The 20678-nt window shown below is 67.8% G+C and carries 20 protein-coding genes; 12 read left to right on the forward strand and 8 right to left on the reverse strand.

Translation table 11 applies throughout. The annotated features are described in order from the left end of the window. Nucleotides 1-89 precede the first annotated feature (89 nt). The 3 genes from NTM_RS16320 to NTM_RS16330 all read left to right on the forward strand — a co-directional run bounded on the left by NTM_RS16320 (nt 90) and on the right by NTM_RS16330 (nt 3153). Nucleotides 90-821, forward strand: coding sequence for a GntR family transcriptional regulator (locus NTM_RS16320; protein ID WP_104863415.1), 732 nt, complete (start codon nt 90-92; stop codon nt 819-821). Nucleotides 822-925: 104 nt separating this feature from the next. Further along, entirely contained in the window at nt 926-2401 is a 1476-nt protein-coding gene (locus NTM_RS16325; protein ID WP_232079728.1) for a DHA2 family efflux MFS transporter permease subunit, read from the forward strand. After that, nucleotides 2398-3153: a dihydrofolate reductase family protein gene (locus NTM_RS16330; RefSeq protein ID WP_163766857.1), complete on the forward strand. Its 756-nt coding sequence runs from the start codon at nt 2398-2400 to the stop codon at nt 3151-3153. The genes NTM_RS16325 and NTM_RS16330 overlap by 4 nt, the downstream gene beginning before the upstream one ends. Here the strand turns inward: NTM_RS16330 and NTM_RS16335 are convergent. Continuing rightward, nucleotides 3122-3916 (reverse strand): TIM barrel protein, encoded by a 795-nt coding sequence (locus NTM_RS16335; protein ID WP_163766858.1) that lies wholly within the window; start codon nt 3914-3916, stop codon nt 3122-3124. The genes NTM_RS16330 and NTM_RS16335 overlap by 32 nt on opposite strands. After that, entirely contained in the window at nt 3913-4032 is a 120-nt protein-coding gene (locus NTM_RS28840; RefSeq protein WP_232079729.1) for a type VI secretion system baseplate subunit TssF, read from the reverse strand. The genes NTM_RS16335 and NTM_RS28840 overlap by 4 nt, the downstream gene beginning before the upstream one ends. 262 nt (nt 4033-4294) lie before the next feature. Between NTM_RS28840 and NTM_RS16340 the strand changes: the two genes are divergently transcribed. From NTM_RS16340 to NTM_RS16350, 3 genes are read left to right on the forward strand one after another with little or no spacing between them, the layout of a single operon-like run. Beyond that, nucleotides 4295-5311 (forward strand): substrate-binding domain-containing protein, encoded by a 1017-nt coding sequence (locus NTM_RS16340; protein ID WP_104863412.1) that lies wholly within the window; start codon nt 4295-4297, stop codon nt 5309-5311. A 25-nt stretch (nt 5312-5336) separates the two neighbouring features. Beyond that, complete coding sequence (locus NTM_RS16345; RefSeq protein WP_083146467.1) at nt 5337-6395, forward strand: ABC transporter permease; 1059 nt, start codon at nt 5337-5339, stop codon at nt 6393-6395. A gap of 4 nt (nt 6396-6399) precedes the next feature. Continuing rightward, nucleotides 6400-7224, forward strand: a complete 825-nt coding sequence (locus NTM_RS16350) for an ATP-binding cassette domain-containing protein (protein ID WP_163766859.1) — start codon at nt 6400-6402, stop codon at nt 7222-7224. Between the two features lie 83 nt (nt 7225-7307). Here NTM_RS16350 and NTM_RS16355 read toward each other — a convergent pair whose 3' ends face one another. Together NTM_RS16355 and NTM_RS16360 are read right to left on the reverse strand one after the other, a co-directional pair. Next, entirely contained in the window at nt 7308-8570 is a 1263-nt protein-coding gene (locus tag NTM_RS16355) for a DUF445 domain-containing protein (RefSeq protein WP_163766860.1), read from the reverse strand. Further along, a complete protein-coding gene (locus tag NTM_RS16360; RefSeq protein ID WP_104863409.1) occupies nt 8567-9265 on the reverse strand; it encodes an Abi-alpha family protein in 699 nt (232 codons plus the stop codon). Before NTM_RS16360 ends, NTM_RS16355 begins: the two co-directional genes overlap by 4 nt. Before the next feature lie 84 nt (nt 9266-9349). On the opposite strand from NTM_RS16360, the gene NTM_RS16365 reads away from it, so the two are divergent. Then, nucleotides 9350-9823 carry an SRPBCC family protein gene (locus NTM_RS16365; protein WP_104863408.1) on the forward strand — a complete coding sequence of 158 codons (474 nt, stop codon included), beginning with the start codon at nt 9350-9352 and terminating at the stop codon, nt 9821-9823. A 236-nt stretch (nt 9824-10059) separates the two neighbouring features. Here the strand turns inward: NTM_RS16365 and NTM_RS16370 are convergent, their stop codons facing one another. The 4 genes from NTM_RS16370 to NTM_RS16385 are packed head-to-tail and all read right to left on the reverse strand — an operon-like array spanning nt 10060 to nt 14082. Continuing rightward, complete coding sequence (locus tag NTM_RS16370; RefSeq protein WP_163766861.1) at nt 10060-11022, reverse strand: Gfo/Idh/MocA family protein; 963 nt, start codon at nt 11020-11022, stop codon at nt 10060-10062. Continuing rightward, nucleotides 11019-11894 (reverse strand): sugar phosphate isomerase/epimerase family protein, encoded by an 876-nt coding sequence (locus NTM_RS16375; RefSeq protein ID WP_104863406.1) that lies wholly within the window; start codon nt 11892-11894, stop codon nt 11019-11021. Before NTM_RS16375 ends, NTM_RS16370 begins: the two co-directional genes overlap by 4 nt. After that, nucleotides 11891-12907 carry a Gfo/Idh/MocA family protein gene (locus tag NTM_RS16380; RefSeq protein WP_163766862.1) on the reverse strand — a complete coding sequence of 339 codons (1017 nt, stop codon included), beginning with the start codon at nt 12905-12907 and terminating at the stop codon, nt 11891-11893. The genes NTM_RS16375 and NTM_RS16380 overlap by 4 nt, the downstream gene beginning before the upstream one ends. Further along, nucleotides 12904-14082: a phytanoyl-CoA dioxygenase family protein gene (locus NTM_RS16385; protein WP_163766863.1), complete on the reverse strand. Its 1179-nt coding sequence runs from the start codon at nt 14080-14082 to the stop codon at nt 12904-12906. Before NTM_RS16385 ends, NTM_RS16380 begins: the two co-directional genes overlap by 4 nt. A 153-nt stretch (nt 14083-14235) precedes the next feature. On the opposite strand from NTM_RS16385, the gene NTM_RS16390 reads away from it, so the two are divergent. The 5 genes from NTM_RS16390 to mobA all read left to right on the forward strand — a co-directional run bounded on the left by NTM_RS16390 (nt 14236) and on the right by mobA (nt 20210). Beyond that, nucleotides 14236-15246 carry a LacI family DNA-binding transcriptional regulator gene (locus NTM_RS16390; RefSeq protein ID WP_163766864.1) on the forward strand — a complete coding sequence of 337 codons (1011 nt, stop codon included), beginning with the start codon at nt 14236-14238 and terminating at the stop codon, nt 15244-15246. A gap of 126 nt (nt 15247-15372) precedes the next feature. Beyond that, nucleotides 15373-16191: a PfkB family carbohydrate kinase gene (locus tag NTM_RS16395; RefSeq protein WP_163769514.1), complete on the forward strand. Its 819-nt coding sequence runs from the start codon at nt 15373-15375 to the stop codon at nt 16189-16191. A gap of 301 nt (nt 16192-16492) precedes the next feature. Next, on the forward strand, nt 16493-18481 hold the full coding sequence (locus tag NTM_RS16400; RefSeq protein ID WP_435405098.1) for a 2-oxoacid:acceptor oxidoreductase subunit alpha: 1989 nt from the start codon (nt 16493-16495) through the stop codon (nt 18479-18481). Continuing rightward, nucleotides 18478-19560, forward strand: a complete 1083-nt coding sequence (locus tag NTM_RS16405) for a 2-oxoacid:ferredoxin oxidoreductase subunit beta (RefSeq protein ID WP_104863400.1) — start codon at nt 18478-18480, stop codon at nt 19558-19560. Before NTM_RS16400 ends, NTM_RS16405 begins: the two co-directional genes overlap by 4 nt. Nucleotides 19561-19604: 44 nt before the next feature. Next, nucleotides 19605-20210, forward strand: a complete 606-nt coding sequence (gene mobA / locus NTM_RS16410) for a molybdenum cofactor guanylyltransferase (RefSeq protein WP_104863399.1) — start codon at nt 19605-19607, stop codon at nt 20208-20210. Nucleotides 20211-20678: the final 468 nt, after the last annotated feature.

The raw sequence follows: 20678 nt of genomic DNA on the forward strand, positions 1-20678 counted from the left end.
CCTGACATTCTATCTTTATCTCAATCGGTGTTAGGATTCAGCTACCTTCTGACTACCTTTGACACGTTCCTCGCGAGATCGGAGCCGATGTGCCGCTGACTGTGGAGCTAGACAGGTCAAGCCCGGTCCCTCTCTACTACCAGCTCGCCCAGGCGATCGAGGCCGCCATCAGAGATGGCGAACTCGCCCCCGGTGACCGATTCGAGAACGAGCTCGCGTTGGCGAAGCGACTCACGCTGTCGCGCCCGACCACGCGGCGGGCGATTCAGGAGCTCGTCGACAAGGGCCTACTGGTCCGCAAGCGGGGTGTCGGCACCCAGGTCGTCCAGAATCCGGTGCACCGCCGAGTCGAGTTGACCAGTCTGTTCGACGACCTCGCACGCGCGGGCCAGGAGCCGACCACCCGGCTGCTGAAGTACCACGTCGGTCCGCCCGACGAAGAGATCGCCCGCGAACTGAACCTGACCGACGGGCGGGACGTCGCGACGATCCACCGGCTCCGGTGCGCGAACGGCGAACCGCTGGCGTTGATGACGAACCACCTGCCCGCCGACATCGCGCCGCAGGCCGATGAACTCGAGAAGCACGGGCTGTACCAGTCGCTGCGGGCCCGTGGTGTGCACATCCGCCTCGCCAGGCAGCGGATCGGCGCGCGCAGCGCGACGCGCGCAGAGGCCCAGCTGCTCGAGGAAAAGCACAATGCCCCGCTACTGACCATGGCGCGCACTGCATTCGACGACTCCGGCGCCGCCGTCGAGTTCGGCCACCACTGCTATCGCGCATCGCGCTACTACTTCGAAACCACCCTTGTGGACCGCTGATTTTATAAAGGTCCTCTAATAGGTCCGCCGATTGCGCCACCGGCGGATGGCATTTGTGACACTCTCTCCTTCGGAACCTTCGGCAGGACCGCGGGGAGGGCATCGTGTCGCAGCACCGCCGCCCGTTCCGCGCGCTGTGGGCGATGATGATCGGCTTCTTCCTGATCGTCGCGGACTCGACCGTCGTCGCGGTGGCCAACCCCGCGCTCAAACACGACTTCGGGGTCGAGTACCACTCCGTCATCTGGGTGACCAGCGCCTACCTTCTCGCGTTCGCGGCGTTCCTGCTGATCGGTGGACGACTCGGAGACCGGTTCGGCCCCAAGCACATCTATCTGTTCGGGCTGGCGACGTTCACGGCGGCGTCGGTGTGGTGCGGCCTGTCGACCTCGGTCGGCACGCTGATCTGCGCGCGGGTGGTCCAGGGCATGGGTGCGGCGCTGCTGACCCCGCAGATCCTGACGTCGATCACCAGGACCTTCCCGCCGCAGCGCCATGGTGCCGCGATGAGTGTCTGGGGCGCCACTGCCGGGGTCGGGATGCTTGCGGGTCCGGTGCTCGGTGGCGTGCTCCTGGGCACCGCAGGCTGGCGGTGGATCTTTCTGATCAACCTGCCGATCGGTGTCGTCGGTCTGGCGTTGGCCGCGTGGCTGATTCCCGCGCTGCCGGGGCGGCGACTGCGCTTCGACATCGTCGGGGTGGTGTTGTCGGGCGCCGGCATCTGCCTGATCGTGCTCGGCGTGCAGGAGGGCCAGCACCACGACTGGTCCGTGCCGATCTGGGCCACGATCATCACTGGAATCACCTGTATCGCAGTGTTTTTCGGATGGCAGACGAAACACTCCAGAGAGCCGTTGATTCCGTCGCGGCTGGGGTCGTACCGGAACTTCGTGCTGTCCAACGCCGGGATCGCACTGGTCAGTTTCGTCTTCGCCGCGTTCGCGATCCCGTTGATGATCTTCCTGCAGGAGGTCGCGGGGCTGACGGCGCTGCGCGCGGCGCTGCTCATGGCACCGACAGCGATCGCCACCGTCGTGCTCGCGCCGGTGGTCGGGCGCCTCGTCGACCGTGCGCACCCCCGGCCCCTCGTCGTGTTCGGGTTCACCCTGCTGGTGGTCGCGTTGCTGTGGCTCGCCGTGGAGATGGAACCGGACCATCCGGTGTGGCGGTTGGCGCTGCCGATGACACTGGTCGGGGTGGCCGGCGCGTTCACCTGGGAGCCGTTGTCGGCCACCGCTACCCGTGCGCTGCCGGAGGACCTCGCCGGTGCCGGATCCGCGGTGTGCAACACCGCCCGCCATGTCGGCGGCGTGCTCAGCAGCGCCGGTATCGCCGCGCTGATCACGATCCTGCTCGGCGACGAACACGCCGAGCACATCCACCTCGATGACGAAGCCGGGGCGGCGCTGCCCGAACCGCTCGAGGACCTGTTCGCCGATGCGATGGCGCAGTCGATGCTGCTGCCCGCATGCGCGGCGGCACTGGGGATCGTGGCGGCGATGTTCCTGTCGGGCGGCGAGCAGAAACCGGCGCCGGCAGCCGCCGTGGCACTGTCCCGGCTCGGAGGGGGGACGCCGTGACCGCAGTGGCACCGCAGCCGAGCGTGATCGACGCCGAGGCGCTGGCCGACGACGAGTTGCGCGACCTGCTGGCCTATCCCGGGGGCCTGCGGCGGCCGCTGTTGCGGGCCAACTTCATCGCGAGCATCGACGGTGCGGTGACCCTCGACGGCTCGGGTCGCAGACTCGGCACGGCGACCGACCGCCGGGTGTTCACCAGGCTGCGCGAGGTCGCCGACGTGATCCTCGTCGGCGCCGTCACCGCCACCGCCACCCCGTACGTCGACATCCGGCTCAGCGCCGAGGCGCAAGCGTGGCGGACCGCGAACGGGCTGACCGCCGAGCTACCCGTGGCGGTGGTGTCGGGTACAGGAGCGGTGCCGGGGCATCTGCTCGACGACGTCGACGTGCCCGCCGTGGCGCTGATCAGTGCGACCGCCGACGAGTCCGCGCGTCGCGTGCTGGCGCGATCCTCGGCGCGGGTGGCCGAACTGCCCGGCGCCACGATCGGGTCCGCCGCGATCCGCGATGCGCTCGGCCGGCTCGGGTTGCACCGCGTGCTCGTCGAGGGTGGACCCACCTTGTTCTCACAACTGGTGTCCGACAACGAGATCGACGAACTGTGCCTGACGACGAGCCCGAAGGTAGTCGCCGGGCCGGCGCGCCGCATCGCCGCGACCGAAACCCACGTCGAGATCCGGATGGAGCGGCGCGCCATCCTCGTCGGCGCCGACGGCACCGTCATCGTGCGCTGGGCGCGAACGCGGCCCTGAACGCCGAGAGCGCGGCCTCACTTCCCGCCGTGCCTGCCCCGGACGCCCACGCCTCCATACCGACCGTGCCGGTGTAGCCGATCCCGCGCAGCGCGTCGGCCACCGCTGGATAGTTGATCTCGCCCGTGCCCGGCTCGCAGCGGCCCGGCACATCGGCCACCTGGATCTCTCCGATCGCGTCACCGCAGCGGCGGACCAGGTCGATCAGATTCCCCTCGCCGAGCTGGGCGTGGTAGAGGTCCAGCATCATCTTCACGTTCGGATGGCCCACCCCCTCGATCAGCGCCAGGGTGTCCTTCGCCCGCGCCAGCGGAACCCCGGGGTGGTCCACGATCGTGTTGAGGTTCTCCACACAGAACTGCACGCCGGCCGCAGCGCCCAGCTCGCCGATGCGTTCCAGTGTGCGTGCCGCGGTCAGCCACATCTGCCCGGTGCTGCGCTGCCGGGGGCGTGCGGCGCGGCCGTCCACCAGCTCTGCGGTGTGCAGGTTCAGCCGGGTGACGCCGAGGGTCTCGGCGGCCTCGATGCTCAACCTCGCGGTGCGCACCACCTCGTCGCAGGTTTCGGGGTCGACGAGGTCGCCGTGCAGATAGCCCGTCATCGACGTGATCGTGACCCCGGTGGCTGCCAGCGCGTTGAGGTCCTTGTCGTGCCAGCTCCAGATCTCGGCGGCGAACCCGAGTTCGCCGATGCGCTCGATCCGCTCGACGATCGGCAGGTCGCGAAACACCATCTCGGCGCACACCGCCAACCGGAAGCTCATCGCGACACCCCGCTGAGCATGCCCGTGCCCTGCGGCACGGTGAATTCCGTTGCGCTCTGGGCGATCTGCGCATCGGGGGGTACGCCGAGGCGGGTGACGGACATCGACGGGGTCATGGGCACTCCGTAATCTGAGAAGGTGGACCGGAACGTATTCGGACGGTAGGCGGGTCGTGAGGCCCGCCGCGCGGGCGGGGGATCACGGGCGGCTGATCTGCGGCAATTCAAACACGGCATGACTTGCAGTCCTAATGTCAGGACAAAGTCTTGACTTTCTCGTGTGAGCCGTATTACATCAGCTGTGAGGCGTGTCGCCCGACATGGGTTCATCGAGCCGACAAGGGCGTCGCGGCAGTGTCGACGACAAGGAGAAACTGTGATGGGCGATGGCGCGAAGAGTGGAAAACACCAGACCTTCAAACGCCTCGCGGCATTTGCCGGCGCGGGCGTTCTGGCATTCGGGATCGTCTCGTGCTCGTCGACCGGCGGCGCCCCGCAGGGGTCCGGTGAGAGCGGTGGCGGCGGCACCGTCGACACCCCGCGGATGACCATCGCGATGATCACCCACGAGGTGCCGGGCGACTCGTTCTGGGACCTGGTGCGCAAGGGCGCCGAGGCGGCGGCCAAGAAGGACAACGTCGAGCTGCGCTACTCCAACGACCCCGAGGCGCCGAACCAGGCCAACCTCGTGCAGTCCGCGATCGACAGCAATGTCGACGGTATCGCCGTCACGCTGGCCAAGCCGGACGCGATGCAGGCCGCGGTGAAAGCCGCTGAGGCCAAGGGCATCCCGGTGGTCGCATTCAACGCCGGCATGGATGCGTGGAAACCGATGGGCGTCAAGGAGTACTTCGGCCAGGACGGCGGAATCGCCGGGCAGGGTGTCGGCGAGCGGCTGACCAGCGAGGGCGCCACCAAGGCGATCTGTGTGATCCAGGAACAGGGCCACGTCGACCTGGAAGCCCGCTGCGCCGGTGTCAAGCAGACGTTCCCGGCCACCGAGGTCCTCAACGTCAACGGCAAGGACATGCCGTCGGTGGAGTCGACCATCACGGCCAAGCTGCAGCAGGATCCGAGCATCGACTATATCGTCACGCTCGGCGCCCCGTTCGCGCTGACCGCTGTGCAGTCGGCCAAGAACGCGGGCAGTACCGCCAAGATCGGCACGTTCGACACCAACGCGGCGCTCGTCGATGCGATCCAGAACGGCGACGTGCAGTGGGCCGTCGACCAGCAGCCGTATCTGCAAGGCTATCTCGCCGTCGACTCGCTGTGGCTCTACCTGAGCAACGGCAACGTCATCGGCGGCGGGCAGCCGACATTGACCGGTCCGGCGTTCATCGACCAGTCGAACATCGACGCCGTGGCGGAGTACGCCAAGGGCGGCACGCGCTGAGTCGCGCGCAGAAGGGATTTCTCACATGACAACCCAGGAGGCTCTCGACGTCTCCGGCCACAAGGTGGTCCGGGACGAACGGGTCAAGGAACGAAATCGGCTGCAGCGAGTACTGATCCGGCCGGAGATGGGCGCGGGCATCGGCGCCATCGGGATCTTCGTCTTCTTCCTGATCGTGGCGGCCCCGTTCCGCGAGGCGTCCTCGCTGGCGACGGTGCTCTACGCCAGCTCGACGATCGGCATCATGGCCTGCGGTGTCGCGGTGCTCATGATCGGCGGCGAGTTCGACCTATCCGCCGGTGTGGCCGTGACGTTCAGCTCGCTGGCGGCGTCGATGTTGGCCTACAACCTGCACCTGAACCTGTGGGTGGGCGCACTGCTGGCGTTGGTGCTGTCGCTGACGGTCGGATTCTTCAACGGTTTCCTGGTGATGAGAACCAAGATCCCGAGCTTCTTGATCACGCTGAGCACGTTCTTCATGCTCGCCGGCATCAACCTGGCGGTCACCAAGCTGGTGGCCGGCCAGGTCGCCACCCAGAGCGTGTCCGACATGGCCGGCTGGGATTCGGCGCAGAAGGTGTTCGCGTCCTCGTTCACGCTGTTCGGCGTCAGCATCCGGATCACCGTGGTGTGGTGGCTGGTGTTCACCGCGATCGCCACCTGGGTGCTGTTCAAGACCAAGATCGGCAACTGGATCTTCGCCGTCGGCGGTGACGCCGACAGCGCACGCGCGGTGGGCGTCCCGGTGACCAAGGTCAAGATCGGGCTGTTCATGTTCGTCGGCTTCTGCGCATGGTTCGTCGGTATGCACCTGCTGTTCGCGTTCAACACCGTGCAGTCCGGTCAGGGCATCGGCAACGAGTTCTTCTACATCATCGCCGCGGTCATCGGCGGCTGCCTGCTCACCGGCGGCTACGGCACCGCGATCGGCGCGGCGATCGGCGCGTTCATCTTCGGCATGACCAATCAGGGCATCGTGTACGCGGGCTGGGACCCGGACTGGTTCAAGTTCTTCCTCGGCGCGATGCTGCTGTTCGCCGTGATCGCCAACAACGCCTTCCGCAACTACGCAGCAAAGAAGTGATCCGATGACCATCTCCGTCGAAAAGGCCAACAGCGACTCGAAACCCGGCGGCAAGGTGCCGTTGGTCGAGCTGAAGAACATCGGAAAGTCCTACGGCCACATCACCGCACTGCAGGGCATCAGCCTGCGGGTGCATGCCGGCGAGGTCACCGGCATCCTCGGCGACAACGGTGCCGGCAAGTCGACGCTGATCAAGATCATCGCCGGGTTGCATCAGCAGACCGAGGGCGAGCTGCTCGTCGACGGCGAGCCGACGAAGTTCTCCTCACCCGCCGAGGCGCTGGGCAAGGGCATCGCCACGGTCTACCAGAACCTCGCCGTCGTCCCGCTGATGCCGGTCTGGCGCAACTTCTTCCTCGGCCAGGAGCTGCGCAAGAAGTCGTTCCCGTTCTCGTTGGACGCCAATGCGATGCGGGCGACCACGCTGACCGAGCTGTCCAAGATGGGTATCGACCTGCCCGACGTCGACGTGCCGATCGGCTCGCTGTCGGGCGGGCAGCGACAGTGTGTGGCGATCGCGCGGGCGGTGTTCTTCGGCGCCCGGGTGCTGATCCTCGACGAGCCGACCGCGGCGCTGGGCGTCAAGCAGTCCGGGGTGGTGCTCAAGTACATCACCGCGGCCAAAGAGGCCGGGTTCGGCGTCGTGTTCATCACCCACAACCCGCACCATGCCCACCTGGTCGGCGATCACTTCGTGCTGCTCAACCGCGGGCGCCAGAAGCTCGACTGCAGCTACGACGACATCACCCTCGCGCATCTGACCCAGCAGATGGCCGGTGGCGACGAGCTCGAGGCGCTGTCCCACGAGCTGCGGGCGGCCAAGCAGTAAGTTTCGCCGAACTGAGGTTCCCGGCTGCGAATTCAGGTCCGAGAGCAGCCGGGAATCTCAGTTCGGCGAAAAAGGCGGGGCGCCTACCGGGTGACCAGCTCGATGAACTGGACCTGGATCTCGCCGACGACCCCGCCGAGGATCGCGCCGACCGCGATCATCAGCGGCTCGTCGTCCTTGAACACCGGTCGCAGGATCGACTCGTACTCCTCGTTGCTGAGCTGACTCATCTTGTCGACGATGGTGTTCTCCAGGTCGATCACCCGCACCGCATAGTTCTGGGCCTCCGACAGCGTCTCGGGCAGCCGCTCCAGCGTCAGCGCGACCACCCGATCCTTCAGCGCGCGATAGCGTTTGGTGCCGATGGCCAGCGCGACGATCGGCTTGGCGATGCCCGTCTGGTTGTCGATCGCCGACTCGATCTCACGGCCCACCAACGCGAACAGCTTGTCCGCCCCCGGGCCCTTGATCAGGCCGTCGAACAACACCTCGGGGGAGAACAGGTCGTCGGCCAGGATCTTGGCGTAGTTGCGGGTGATCTGGTCGCGCTGGGCGTGCAGCAGACCCTGGAACGGGAACAGCCCCAGGAACTTCCGCGGCTGGGTCGGCCGGAACAACATGTTCAGCGCGATGTAGTCACTGAGAAAGCCGACCGCGAACCCGAACGCGGGCATGATCCACGGGTTCTTGAACAGTGCCCAGGCCACCACCTGGACCAACCCGATCGCGAACCCGAAGTAGATGCCGCTGCGCCGCACGAACGCCATCGCATCGGCGGTGACCCCGCGCATCAGCTTGACGAGTTTGTCCTTGTTGCGCACCAGTGTGGTGACCGCGAGGAACTGCACGTCGAGGTAGCGGCTGAGGTCGGATCTGACCTCGGTGAGCATGTTCTCGATGATCTGCGGCACCTGGGCGGCGATCCGCGCCTGCACGGCGTGGCGTCCGCTCTCGGGCAGCGCGTCCCACAGCCCCGGGCGAATCTGTTCGGCGATGTCGCGGGAGATCTCGTCGACGGCCTGCGTCAGCGGCTCCCGCAACGTCTCCAACGCGTCGTCGACGTCGATGCGGTCCAGCAGTTCCTCGGGTCTGAGCAGGTTGGTGGTGAGCAGCTCTATGGTCTTCGACCCGACCTTGCCGGCCCGCCGCGGCACGATGCCCTGCCAGCCGAACGGGCCGACCCCTCGGAACTCGGTTGGCCGGTAGAGCATCTCCAGCGCGACGATCTTGGTGCTCCACCCGACGAACGCCGCGACGAACGGCATGGACAGATACACCCACCAGTACTCGCGGACGTCGGTGGTGATCTCGGTCCAACTCGACAACGCGACCGAGGTGACGGTCATCCGTGCTCGGCGCCCTCGGCGGCTGCCTGCCACAGCGACGTGCCCAGCGGCGACAGCGACAGCGTGTACCTCTCGATCCGCGCGGGCACCGGGCCCCTGGTCGCGGTCTTGATCGCGGCGAGCACCGCCGATTCGGCCAGCAGTACCTCGTATTCGGTGTCCAGGGCGGGGTCCTCGGGTCCGACCTCGACGAGGCCCAGTGAGAGCAGATGGCTGACGTACTGCGGCACCATGTGCGGCAGCGCGACGTTGGCGGTGCGGCCCACCAGCGACGCGTTCTCCAGCACAGCGCGCCGCGGGGTCCTGGACTGCTTCCAGCCGTAGACGTTCACCAGCGGTGACGAGGAGCCGTCCGACAGCGCGCCGAGGATGCGCGCCTCGTCGGCGACCAGCTGGTCGAGCAGATGGTGGTAGAGCTCGACCTGGCTGCCCCGAGTGTTCTGATCCAGGGCGCGGCCCAGCAGCGTGCTCATCTTCTCGGTGAGCGACGCGGTGTCGGGTTCAGGTGTCGCAGGCGCCTCCGCCCGGTCGGCCGGCTCCTCGGGGGCGGGGGTCCCCTTCGGGTCGAGGGCGTCGAGCCCGGTCCGCAACGCGCCGACGACCTGTTTCTCGGTCCAGGTGTAGAGGTCGAGGCCGGTGCGCACGGCATCGATAGCGTGGTTCATCAGCCCGCGCGGGACATACGGGTTCGGCATAGACAGAGAAGTTAACGGGTGTCACCCGGGGGCTCGCGGCAAGGCGGTCGATTGGGTGGCGGGGGTGCCGGGTACGACACCGTCATGACTATCTCGACCCTGAAGACAGAAGACGCCGGGCCCCGCGCGGTGAGCCGCAGTGTGCAGGTGTCCGCGCCGGTGGCGGCCCTATTCGAGCTGATCGCCGACCCGCACCGGCATCCAGAGATCGACGGTTCGGGCACGGTGCGCGACGTCGACGTCAAGGGGCCGCACCGGCTGAACACCGGCGACAAGTTCACCGTCGGGATGACGCAGTACGGCGTGCCGTACAAGATCACCTCGAAGGTCACCGCGGTGGAAGAGAACCGCGTCGTGGAGTGGGAACATCCGCTCGGGCACCGGTGGCGCTGGGAGTTGGCCGAGGTCGGCCCCGGCGCGACGAAGGTGACCGAGACCTTCGACTACTCGACGGCCAAACTGCCGGTCATGATCGAGCTGCTCGGGATGCAGAAGAAGAACGCCGACGGCATCGAGTCCACACTGCTGGCCCTGGCCAACCGCTTCGATACGCACTGACGTGCGCCGATACCGACTGTTCACGATGTCGTCATGAGGTCGGTATCCCGGCGACGAGCCGTGCCCGCCCAGCGGCGGCACAATGGGCCTCATGGACAGTGAGAACGGAACTCGGGCGCACTCGCCCGTTTGGCGTGACCCGCTGTCAGCGGGATGGCGCGCTCACCGCGGCCTGTTGCTGCTGCGCCTTCGCTGGCACGAGCGGCGGGCCGGCGCCGACGGGCGGGACTGACTCCTCAGCGCGGCGTCATGCCGGCGGCGCGGTACGCGTCGTCGATGAGCGCCATGTTGGCCACGGCGTCGGCGGTGTCCAGAGGCAGCGGTGTGCCGTGGCGGACATGTTCGGCGAACGCCTCCAGCTGATAGGTGTAGGAGGCGCGCGGACCGAAGTGTTCGACGGTGGTGCCGTCCTCGGTGTGCACGGTGAGCCGGTCGTCGTCCGGGGGCTTGATGAAGTTGTGGACGAACGCCTCCCCTCGGGTACCGATCAACCGCAGCGTGAACGAGTACTCGTCCTCGACCATCGAGTTCGACGTGAACCCGGTCAGTCCCGACGGGAACACCAGCTCGGCGTCGAACCGCTCGTCGACACCCGGGGTGCGCTGCACCGCCGTCGCCGACACCACCGCCGGCGCACCGAACCGGCGCAGCACATGAAGCCCGTAGCAGCCCAGGTCCATCAGCGCCCCGCCGGCGAGCTCCAGAGACCAGCGCGGGTCGTCGGGCTGTGGTTCGGGCATCCCCATCCGGATCTCGACGCGGGTCAGTTCACCGAGGGTGCCGTCGCCGGCGAGCGCGAGAGCCCGCTGATTGGCGGGGTGGAACAGGTAATGGAATCCCTCCATCACGGTGACGCCGGCGACGTCGGCCGCCGCCGCGACCCTGGCCGCCTCGGCGCGGTCACGCGCGAACGGCTTCTCGGTCAGCACGGGTTTGCCCGCCGCGACGGCGGCGAGATTCCACGGTGCGTGCAACGCGTTCGCCAGCGGGTTGTAGATGACGTCGACCTCGGGGTCGCTGACCACGTCCTGATACGTCGGCAGCACCCGCTCCACGCCGTACTTGCCGGCGAACACCTCCGCGCGCAACGGATCACGCGCCGCGACGGCCACCAGCCGGTGCCCGAGTTCCCGGGCGGGCTCGACGATCGCCGACTCGGCGATGCGGGACGCACCCAGGATGCCGATGCGCAGCGTCACGACGCGACGCCGGAGGCTGCGCCCTGCAGGAACCGGACGCTGGCGAGCACGTCGTCCAACGGGCCTTCCCCGGCACCGGGGGCCCCGGCGAGGATCTTGTCCTGCTCCATCACGTACCAGCCGTCGAACCCGTTGTCCTCCAACGCCGTGACGATGCCGGCGATGTCGACGTCGCCCGCGCCCAGCGGCACGTACATACCCGCCGCCACCGCTTCGGTGTAGGTCATCTCACCCGACTGCACCTTGGCGGCGAGGCCGGCGTCGACGTCCTTGAGGTGCGCATGTTTGATGCGGTCCGGTACCTCCCGGGCCAGCGTCAGCGGATCGGTGCCGCCGATGAGCAGGTGGCCGGTGTCCAGGCACAGCGGGATACGCGATCCGGTCAGCACCCGGTCCACCTCGGCGCGGGTCTCCACCAGCGTGCCGACGTGAGGGTGCAGCACCGCGGTCAGGCCTCGTGCCGCGATGATGCCGGCCAGCCGGTCCAGGTTTGAAAGCATTGTCCGCCACTGTGTGTCGGCGAGCACCGGACGCTCGTCGTAGCCGTCCTGACCGGTTGCCGCGGCGAGCACCACGACACCGGCTCCGGCGGCGACCAACGACTCCAGCGGGCCTGCGAGGTCGTCGGCCGGGTCGTGGTCGTCGCGGTAGAGCACCACCGGGACGAAGCCGCCCACACACGCGAGCCCGTGTCCGTCGAGCAGCCGCACCAGTTCGACGGTGTCGGATGGAAGGAAGCCGTCGGGGCCGAGTTCGGTTGCGGTCAGCCCGGCCTCGCGCATCTCGGTCAGTACCTGGTCGGGGCCCAGCTGATATCCCCAGCCCGGGACCTCACACACTCCCCACGAGATGGGTGCGCCCGCGATCTTCACTGCTTGGCCTCCTTGCGAACCGCTTCGATGCTGACCGGGACACCCCGGCGCAGGGACTCCGTTGCGGCTTCGGCGATCCACGCGACCTCGACCGCGTCGGCGACGGTGGCACCCTGAATCGGGCCGCCCCGAACGAGTTCGACGAATGCGCCCAGCTCGGTGCGGAACGCCTCGGTGAACCGGTCCATGAAGAAGTGGTGCGGCTGGCCCGACGGGAACTCGACCGCGGGGTCGGCGTTGAGCACCGGGGCACCCTGATCCCAGCCGGCCACCACGGTGTCGTCGAACCCGTGCACCTCGAGGCGGCAGTCGTAGCCGCGGCCGTTGTACCGGGCCGCGGACACCACCCCGAGTGCGCCGCCGTCGAAGCGGACCACCACGGCGGCGGTGTCGACGTCACCGTACTCGGTGAACAGCGGGTCCCCCTGCACGCTGCCGGTGGCGTACACCTCGACCACCTCTTGTCCTGTGACCCAACGGATCACGTCGAAGTCGTGCACCGCGCAGTCGCGGAAGATGCCGCCCGAACCCTTGATGTAGTCCATCGGCGGGGGAGCGGGATCCATCGTGGTGCTGCGTACGGTGGTCAGCGCCCCCAGCGATCCGCTGTCGACCGCGGCCTTCACCGCGGCGAACGCGGTGTCGAACCGGCGCTGGTAACCCACCTGGACCGGCACCCCGGAGCGGGCGATGAGATCGGCGACCCGCTGGCTCTCCGCGGCCGTCGATGCGATCGGCTTCTCGCAGAACGTCGGCAGCCCCCGCTCGACGGCGGCGAGGGTCAGTTCCGCGTGTGCCGGGGTCGCGGCGGCCACGACCACGCCGTCGACACCGGAAGACAGCAGCTTCTCCACCGAATCCATCGGTGTGGCACCGTATTTGGCGGCGACCTCACCGACGACGTCGGCGCGTTCGTCGGTGATCACCAGCCCGGAGACGTCGGGCAGGTTGGTCAGGGTCTCGGCGTGGAATGCGCCGATCCGGCCCAGCCCGATCAGTCCGAGTGTGGTCATGGGGTTCTCCGTTCGTTCTGCTCGCCGAGTGCGAGGTCGAGGTCTTGTGGGGTGAGGTCGTCGGCCAGTGCCTGCAGCACGGTGTCCACTTGGCTGGGCGGGGCGAGGCTGCCAATCGGCTGGTCGCTGTCCAGGTTGGTCGGGAACGCGTAGCCCTCCGCGGTCGCGATCACGACGTTCTCGATCTCGCGGACCGGCCGGCCCGCCGCCCGCATCGCGCGCAGCACCGGGTAGACGGCCCGCACCATGGCGGTGCGGTCCATCGCCTCCATCGCCCGCCCGAACGGCGAGCTGATCTGCATCAGGTTGGCGATGCGCCGGATGTCTGCCGAAAAGTTGGTTCCCGCACCGTGATACAGCGCCGGATTGAAGAACACCGCGTCGCCTTTGCCTAACGGCACCTGCACGTGGTGTGCGGCGAAGTAGTCGATGAACTCCGGCCGGTTGAACGCGATGTAGCCGCCGGTGAAGCGCTGCGAGTGGGGCAGCAGCATGGTCGGCCCGCTCTCAACCGGCATGTCGCAGTGCGCGACGGCGCCCTGCAGTGTCAGCGCCGGCGAGGTGCGGTGGATGTGCGCGGGGTAGGCGGCGAGGTGGTCCTCGGGAACGAACCCGAGGTGGTAGTCGCGGTGGGGGACTTGGGCCTTGCCGCCGGGATTGACGACGTTGACCTGTGAGGTCACCTGATACCGCGGGCCCAGCCATGCCTGGCAGACGAGCGCGAGCGCGTCGTTGGCGTAGTACTCGGCGAAGACCTGGGGGTCATGCAACGCGAGCTTCTGCGCGGCGTTCCAGATGCGGTCGTTGGCGCCGGGCGTGCCGAAGTGGTCGCCCGCGGCGAGCCCGGCCGAGCGCTGCGCCTCGATGATCGCGAAGAACGCGTCGCTGGCCCGATCCACGATGCCGGGGTCGAACGCGCCGGTGAACACCACGACCCCGGGCCCGTCGGACAGCGCGCGGATGAGTTCGGCCTGCAGCGCCCGCCTGCTGACCGCGCCGGCCATCGCCTGCGCCGAGTAGACGAGCACGTTGCCGCGCACCTCCTCGGCGTGCGGGTAGTCGGCCAGGGCGGTGTCGCGCTCCACCTGCGCGCGGAAGTCGTCCAGGCTCAGATCGGATTCGCCGAGCCAGGGTGCCTGCTCGGCGTCGAGGGGCTCGGCGTGGAGGGGCGTCATGGCAGTAGTCTTGCTGTGATCGAGGACGCAATCAACGGCATAAACCCATCAAAAACACCTCACCAATTGCCCGCGAGCAGACGCGAACTTGCACCTTTCGGGGCGAATGCGTGCGCGTTCGCGTCTGCTCGCGGGGGAACCAGGGGGCCGACGGTGCCGCACCGCTACAAAGTGCGCGAGATCGCGCAGCAGGCCGGTCTCAGCGAGGCGACGGTCGACCGCGTGCTGCACCAGCGGCCCGGGGTCCGGGAGAGCACCGTCGCCGAGGTCAACCAGGCGATCGCCGACCTGGACAAACAGCGTGCGCAGTTGCGACTGAACGGCCGTCGCTACCTGATCGACGTCGTGATGCAGACCCCACGGCGATTCTCGGACGCGTTCCGCGCGGCCGTCGAGGCCGAACTGCCCGCGTTCGCGCCGGCGATGGTGCGTGCGCGGTTCCATCTGTGGGAGTCGGGCACCACCGCCCAGATGGTGGACACGCTGGCACGGCTGCGCGGCAGTCACGGCGTCGTACTCAAAGCGCAGGACGAACCCGAGGTGGCCGAGGCGATCGACCGCCTCGTCGATTCCGGCGTCCCGGTGGTCACCTACACCACCGACGTGCCGGCCAGCGCCCGCTGCGGCTATGTCGGAATCGACAACCACGGAGCCGGCGTGACCGCGGCCTACCTGGTTGCGCAGTGGCTCGGCGAGAATCCATCCGGTGTCCTGATCACGTTGAGCCGCACGGTGTTCCGGGGGGAAGGTGAGCGCGAGGTCGGGTTCCGGTCGGCGCTGCGCGGTTCCGGGCGTCCGGTGGTCGAGGTCAGCGACGCCGACGGGATCGACGCGACGCAGGAGCGGTTGGTCCTCGACGCGCTGAAGGCCAATCCCGGGGTGGAGGCGGTGTACTCCGTCGGCGGCGGCAACGTCGCGACCGTCGCGGCGTTCGACAAGCTCGGGCGCGAGTGTCGGGTGTTCGTGGCCCACGACCTCGACGCGGACAACCGTCGGCTGTTGCGGGAGGGGCGCATCTCGGCCGTTCTGCACAACGATCTCCGGGCCGACGCGCGGCTGGCACTGCGGCTGATCCTGCAGGAGCGGGGCGCGCTGCCGGTGGAGCCGGCCAGGCCGGTGCCCATCCAGATCGTCACGCCCTACAACCTGCCGGTGCACTACTGAGTGGTGCTCCGGAACAGCCGAATCGCCGAATCGCGGCACCCCTCGTTACCATTTGGTGTCCCACGGTGTCTTGAGCGCCGACAAATGCCAGGAGATCAATCGGTGCCGCGAGACCTTGTCAACGGTGTGACCATCCTGGGGAACCTGGCCATCGACATCATCAACGGCGGCCCGGCGAGCCCGGGTGGCTGCGCTTCGTTCGCCGGCACCGCGCTGGAGGCCTCCGGAGGTGCGGGCCGCATCGTCGCGATGGGCGCCGAGTCCGACCACGCACTGTTCGATGCGCTGTGCCAGCGATTCGGCGACATGATCCAGGTCCTTCCTGCCGATCGCACCAGCGCGTTCCACCTCGACTACGACGACATCGACCACCGCCACATGGCCGTCGACGAGATCGGGCCGGTCTGGGGCGCCGCCGAGATCGAGGCCGCCGATCCGGACACCACCTGGGTGCACCTCGCGCCGCTGTTGCGCACGGATTTCCCGGCCGAGACGCTGGCGCTGCTGTCCGCGCGCGGGCACCGCGTCGCCTACGACGGTCAGGGCCTCGTGCGCGCCGACCGGCGCGGTCCGCTCGTGGAGGACCGGCATTTCTCCGCCGATCTGCTGACCCATCTCGACGTCCTGAAGCTGGCCGAGGACGAGGCCGTCGTGGTGGCCGACGGCCCGTTCGACGCCGAGGCCGCCGAACGGCTCGGGGTTCCGGAGATCGTGGTGACCTACGGCTCCGAGGGCTGCCACATCTATACCGACGGCGGCGTCATCCACGTCCCCGCGGCGTGGCGGGTGCTCGACGTGCAGACCACGGGCGCCGGTGACATGTTCACCGCGAGCTATGTGGCCAATCGGGCAGCAGGTGCCGATCCCCGGCGCGCCGCCGAACAGGCGAGCAAGCTCGTCGCTTCCGAACTCGACAAGCGCCGGGTCGGGTCCGTACCGCTCTGAGCCGCCCCCGGTGCTCGCTGTGCTTGCTGCGGGCTACCGACCGGTAACCCCAGTCTTAGAGAATGCCATTCTCCTGAACGTGACGAACGCCACAAAACCCCGCGCTGTTTCCTGGCGGGGACGTGTTGAGCTGGGTATACGTGTCAGCTTTACTTGGCGGTAACCCGTGAGTCCTTTTCTGGTCAGCCTAAGAGAAGTGCAATAATCGGTACTCCCAGTGACAGAAACATTTGGGTAGCCATTTCGTATCGGAGCGACGTGCACTTCGCGGCCGCCGGCTGAGCCGGCAATGCAGCCGGAGTTGCGACGCGGAGATGTGCGGCCTGACGAGACGTTGAGAGGCAGGGTCGTGAGTTCAAACGGCAGTGACTCCGCTAACGGCACCGCCCCCCGGCAAAAGCTGGAGAAGGTCGTCATCCGGTTCGCCGGTGACTCCGGTGACGGTATGCAGCTGACCGGCGACCGCTTCACCTCAGAAGCCGCGCTGTTCGGCAACGACCTTGCCACCCAACCGAATTACCCGGCGGAGATCCGGGCGCCCCAGGGCACGCTGCCGGGCGTCTCGTCGTTCCAGATCCAGATCGCCGACTACGACATCCTGACCGCAGGCGACCGCCCCGACGTGCTCGTCGCGATGAACCCGGCCGCGCTGAAGGCCAACGTCTCCGACCTGCCCCGCGGCGGCCTGATCATCGCGAACTCCGACGAGTTCACCAAGCGCAACCTCGCCAAGGTCGGTTACGACTCCAACCCCCTGGAGAGCGACGAACTGTCCGACTACGTCGTGCAGGCGGTGCCGATGACGACGCTGACGCTCGGCGCCGTCGAGGAGATCGGCGCGACCAAGAAAGACGGTCAGCGCGCCAAGAACATGTTCGCGCTCGGACTGCTGTCGTGGATGTACGGCCGCGAGCTCGCGCACAGCGAGGCGTTCATCCGCGAGAAGTTCGCCCGCAAGCCCGACGTCGCCGAGGCCAACGTCCTCGCGTTGAAGGCCGGGTGGAACTTCGGTGAGACCACCGAGGCGTTCGCGACCACCTACGAGGTCGCGCCGGCGAAGCTCAAGACCGGCGAATACCGGCAGATCTCCGGCAACACCGCGCTCGCGTACGGCCTCGTCGCCGCCGGTCACCTGTCCAACCTGCAGGTCGTGCTCGGCACCTACCCGATCACGCCCGCGTCGGACATCCTCCACGAGCTGTCCAAGCACAAGAACTTCAACGTGATGACGTTCCAGGCCGAGGACGAGATCGCCGGTATCGGTGCCGCGATCGGCGCCTCCTACGGCGGCGCGCTCGGGGTGACCAGCACCTCTGGTCCCGGTATCTCGCTGAAGTCGGAGGCCATCGGCCTGGCCGTGATGACCGAGCTGCCGCTGATCGTCATCGACGTCCAGCGCGGCGGCCCGTCGACAGGTCTGCCGACCAAGACCGAGCAGGCCGACCTGCTGCAGGCGATGTTCGGCCGCAACGGTGAGTCCCCGGTGGCGCTGCTGGCGCCGCGCTCGCCGTCGGACTGCTTCGACATCGCGGTCGAGGCCGCGCGGATCGCGATCGACTACCACACGCCGGTGATGATCCTGTCCGACGGCGCGATCGCGAACGGCTCGGAGCCGTGGGCCATCCCGGACATCTCGACGTACGAGCCGATCGAGCACACCTTCGCCAAGGAGGGTGAGCCGTTCCAGCCCTACGCGCGCGATCCCGAGACGCTGGCCCGTCAGTTCGCCGTCCCCGGCACTCCGGGTCTCGCGCACCGCATCGGCGGCCTGGAGTCGGCCAACGGCTCCGGCAACATCTCCTATGAGCCGAAGAACCACGACCTGATGGTCCGGCTGCGCCAGGAGAAGATCGGCGGAATCAAGGTCCCCGACCTCGAGGTCGACGATCCGACCGGCGATGCGGACCTGCTGATGCTCGGCTGGGGCTCCAGCTACGGCCCGATCGGCGAGGCCTGCCGACGCGCCCGGCGCAAGGGCATCAAGGTGGCCCACGCCCAGCTGCGGCACCTGAACCCGTTCCCGGCCAACCTCGGCGACGTGCTCAACAAGTACGCCAAGGTGGTCGTCCCGGAGATGAACCTCGGCCAGCTCGCGCTGCTGCTGCGCGGCAGGTACCTGGTCGACGTCCAGTCGGTGACCAAGGTGGAGGGGATGGCGTTCCTGGCCGACGAGGTCGAGGGCATCATCGACTCGGCGCTGGACGGAACGCTCGGCGACAAGGAAATCGAGAAGGCCAAGTTCGCCCGGTTGGCCGCGGCCACAGTGGAGAGTGTGGGAGTGAGCGCATGACTGACCTCGTAGGCACCGACCTCGGACTGACGCCGGGCGCGCTGACGAAGACCAGCCTGGTGCCCAAGACCGACGTTCCGCAGAAGGGCAAGGATTTCACCAGCGACCAGGAGGTCCGCTGGTGCCCCGGTTGCGGTGACTACGTCATTCTCAACACCATCCGCAACTTCCTGCCCGAGCTGGGTCTGCGGCGCGAGAACATCGCGTTCGTCAGCGGCATCGGCTGCTCCAGCCGGTTCCCGTACTACCTGGAGACCTACGGGTTCCACTCGATCCACGGCCGCGCGCCGACCATCGCCACCGGCTTGGCGCTGGCCCGCGAGGATCTGTCGGTCTGGGTCGTCACCGGTGACGGCGATGCGCTCTCGATCGGCGGCAACCACCTGATCCACGCGCTGCGCCGCAACATCAACATCACGATCCTGCTGTTCAACAACCGGATCTACGGTCTGACTAAGGGTCAGTACTCGCCGACCTCGGAGACCGGCAAGGTCACCAAGTCGACCCCGATGGGCTCGCTGGACTACCCGTTCAACCCGGTGTCGCTGGCCCTGGGCGCGGAGGCGACGTTCGTCGGCCGTGCGCTGGATTCGGACCGCAAGGGTCTGACCGAGGTGTTGCGCGGCGCCGCCGAGCACCGCGGGGCGGCGCTGGTCGAGATCATGCAGGACTGCCCGATCTTCAACGACGGCTCCTTCGACGCGCTGCGCAAAGAGGGCGCCGAGGAGCGGTTGATCAACCTCGCCCACGGTGAGCCGATCACGTTCGGCACCGACGGTGAGTACTGCGTGATCAAGTCCGGCTACGGGCTGGAGGTCGCCAAGACCGCCGACGTGTCCGCCGCCGACATCGTCGTGCACGACGCGACGCTGGAGGATCCCGCGTACGCGTTCGCGCTGTCGCGGCTGTCGGAGCAGAACCTCGACCACATGGTCATGGGCATCTTCCGCAAGGTCAGCAAGCCGACCTACGACGACGCGGCGCGTCAGCAGATCGCGTCGGCCCGCGACGCCAAGGCGCATGACACCGCGGCGCTGCAGGCTCTGCTGCGTGGCAAGGACACCTGGACCGTCGACTGATCGGACCGCCTGACGGTCGACGACCACTGCGCTAACGTCGCGGTGTGACGTCGTCGCTGTCGTTGGCTGGTGTTGTTCTCGCTGGTGGTGCATCGCGGCGGATGGGCCGCGACAAGGCCACCCTGGTGGTGGACGAACCCTCCGGTTCCCCGACCACCATGGTCGAGCGGGTGGTGTCGGTGCTGCGCGCCCGCTGCGATCCGGTGTTCGTGATCGCGGCCCCCGGTCAGGCGCTTCCCGATCTCGACGCCGTCGTCCTGCGTGACGAGGTTCGCGGAGTGGGCCCACTACTGGCCACCGGGAGGGGACTGCGTGCCGCCGCCGAGGCCGGCCGCCGGCACGCGTTCGTCAGCGCCGTGGACATGCCCGCGCTGACCCCCGACCTGATCGACACCCTCGCCGCTCCGGCCGAGCGGCTCGACGCGGACGTCGTGCTGCCATGGGACGGGCGCGATCACTACCTGGCGGGTATCTACCGGACCGCACTGCACGGCGTCGTGTCGGATCTACTCAGGACCGGCGCCCGCAGTATGCGCGCGCTGGTCGACTCCGTGGACACCCAGCGGATCGTGCTCCCGGAGCAGCCGGCACTCGCGAACGTCAACACCGCGGAGGACCTGGAGGCCATCCGCCCGCCCCGATTGGCCTAGCAAATTCGCCATTTCCGTCCGCGAGAATTGCCGTTATCTTCAGCAGCATTCTCCGCCAATTGGCTTCCGTATTTCTGCCGTAATAAAAGGCGCGATCATCGGCTCGCGCGGCACAGGGTAGCCGGTAGCCATGTCATCGGCCGGCGAGTCCCCGTGTGTACGAAGAGATTTCGCGGACAGATTCTCCGAAACAGCGTCTCCTCGCCACCTTTGGTCGCCTTACATTAGGCATCGAAATAGTGGATTCCGTCCAATTTGACACTATCGCGGTCGCGGCCGGTGGGTCGGCGAGAAATGGGCATCGGCGGCGCGGGGCAGTAGTGGCAGGGTCGGCCATATGCGTTGCCCTGCAGCATCTTTGCTGCTATTGGTGCCGGGGTCGGCCTCGGCGCACGGGGGCCGGGTCAAACGGCCCGGGAGAGGGAGGCATCCCCCGGGGATCACAGCTCGGAATCCGCGTCAATGCCG

Source organism: Mycolicibacterium parafortuitum, from assembly GCF_010725485.1.
Taxonomy (GTDB): domain Bacteria; phylum Actinomycetota; class Actinomycetes; order Mycobacteriales; family Mycobacteriaceae; genus Mycobacterium.

Coding starts and splice junctions, on each gene's coding strand:
- NTM_RS16335 (WP_163766858.1), bottom strand. CDS start 3,916: ATGAGCTTCCGGTTGGCGGTGTGCGCCGAGATGGTGTTTCGCGACCTG.
- NTM_RS28840 (WP_232079729.1), bottom strand. CDS start 4,032: ATGACCCCGTCGATGTCCGTCACCCGCCTCGGCGTACCCCCCGATGCG.
- NTM_RS16340 (WP_104863412.1), top strand. CDS start 4,295: ATGGGCGATGGCGCGAAGAGTGGAAAACACCAGACCTTCAAACGCCTC.
- NTM_RS16345 (WP_083146467.1), top strand. CDS start 5,337: ATGACAACCCAGGAGGCTCTCGACGTCTCCGGCCACAAGGTGGTCCGG.
- NTM_RS16350 (WP_163766859.1), top strand. CDS start 6,400: ATGACCATCTCCGTCGAAAAGGCCAACAGCGACTCGAAACCCGGCGGC.
- NTM_RS16355 (WP_163766860.1), bottom strand. CDS start 8,570: ATGACCGTCACCTCGGTCGCGTTGTCGAGTTGGACCGAGATCACCACC.
- NTM_RS16360 (WP_104863409.1), bottom strand. CDS start 9,265: ATGCCGAACCCGTATGTCCCGCGCGGGCTGATGAACCACGCTATCGAT.
- NTM_RS16365 (WP_104863408.1), top strand. CDS start 9,350: ATGACTATCTCGACCCTGAAGACAGAAGACGCCGGGCCCCGCGCGGTG.
- NTM_RS16380 (WP_163766862.1), bottom strand. CDS start 12,907: ATGACCACACTCGGACTGATCGGGCTGGGCCGGATCGGCGCATTCCAC.
- NTM_RS16385 (WP_163766863.1), bottom strand. CDS start 14,082: ATGACGCCCCTCCACGCCGAGCCCCTCGACGCCGAGCAGGCACCCTGG.
- NTM_RS16405 (WP_104863400.1), top strand. CDS start 18,478: ATGACTGACCTCGTAGGCACCGACCTCGGACTGACGCCGGGCGCGCTG.